Source organism: Actinomadura darangshiensis (assembly GCF_004349235.1).
In the GTDB taxonomy this organism is placed as follows: domain Bacteria; phylum Actinomycetota; class Actinomycetes; order Streptosporangiales; family Streptosporangiaceae; genus Spirillospora; species Spirillospora darangshiensis.
Window position 1 is genome coordinate 1 of record NZ_SMKY01000640.1, and the last position, 1110, is coordinate 1110.

The 1110-nt window shown below is 77.7% G+C and carries 1 protein-coding gene; it reads right to left on the bottom strand.

Going from position 1 to position 1110, the window contains the following annotated elements; translation table 11 throughout:
* Positions 1-1110: M20/M25/M40 family metallo-hydrolase (locus E1293_RS47110; RefSeq protein WP_207939565.1), on the bottom strand; the 1110-nt coding region annotated here is incomplete at both ends.

Here is a 1110-nt window from a genome sequence, read left to right on the forward strand (position 1 = left end):
GGGCGGCGAGGAGGGCGGCGCAGCGGGGGAGGTCGGCGACCTCGATCCGCTCGTCTGCGGCGTGCGCCCCGCGGCCGCGGGGACCCAGGCCGTCGACGGTCGGCAGGCCGCGCGAACCGGGCAGGTTGGCGTCGCCCGCACCGGCCGCCGGACGGCCCCGGACGGTCCGCCCGAGCGCGGCGCCCAGCTCGGCCAGGTGCGCCAGCAGCGGGTTGGCCGGATCGTCCTGCCAGGTCGGGCGGGACGTCAGTACCTCCGCTTCGACCTGCGCGCCGGCCCGGACCGGCCGGGCGTCGCGGAGCACGGCCAGCATCCGGCGCTCGGATCCGGCGTCGGTAAAGCGGAGGCCGATCTCCGCCCAAGCGTCCCCGGCGATCACGTTGGCGCGGCGGCCGCCCTCGATCCGGCCGATGTTGAACAGGGTCGTCCCGTCGTCCGGGACGGCGGCGCGGACGGCGGCGAGCTGGTCGAGCAGTTCGTCGATCGCGGAGACGCCGCGTCCGGGGTCGAGGGCGGCGTGCGACTCGCGGCCGCGGACCCGCAGCGCGACGCGGGTGCTGCCGCGCCGCGCCGACTTCAGCGCGCCGTCGGGATGCGGTGATTCCAGCCCGATGACCGCCGCCGCGCCCTGCATCTCGGCCTCGACGAGCGCGCGGCCGGTGGGGCTGCCGACCTCCTCGTCCGCGACCACGACGGCGCGGACGGGCGCGGGCACCGCGATCCCGGCGGCGTCGAGTGCCCGGAAGGCCGTTTCCAGGGCGATGAGGCCGCCCTTCATGTCGAAGACACCGGGGCCGGTGATGGTGACGCCGTCGTCGGTGTAGGGCATGCCGGCAAGGCGCCCGACCGGCCAGACGGTGTCGTAGTGGCCGACGACGAGGAGGTGTCCGGATTGGTTCGGTCCCCAGGACGTGACCAGATGGTCGCCGCCGGGGGACGGTACCCGCCGCACCCGCCCGCCGGCGGCGGCCTGGCCGGCCTCGACCAGGTCGGCGCAGCGGGCCAGGGCGCCGGGGTCGCCGCTGGGCGACTCGGCCAGCGCGTACTCGCGCAGCCGGGCCCGGCCGGTGTCCAGCAGGGCGGCGGTGGCCTCGGTGATGCGGGCGGCGG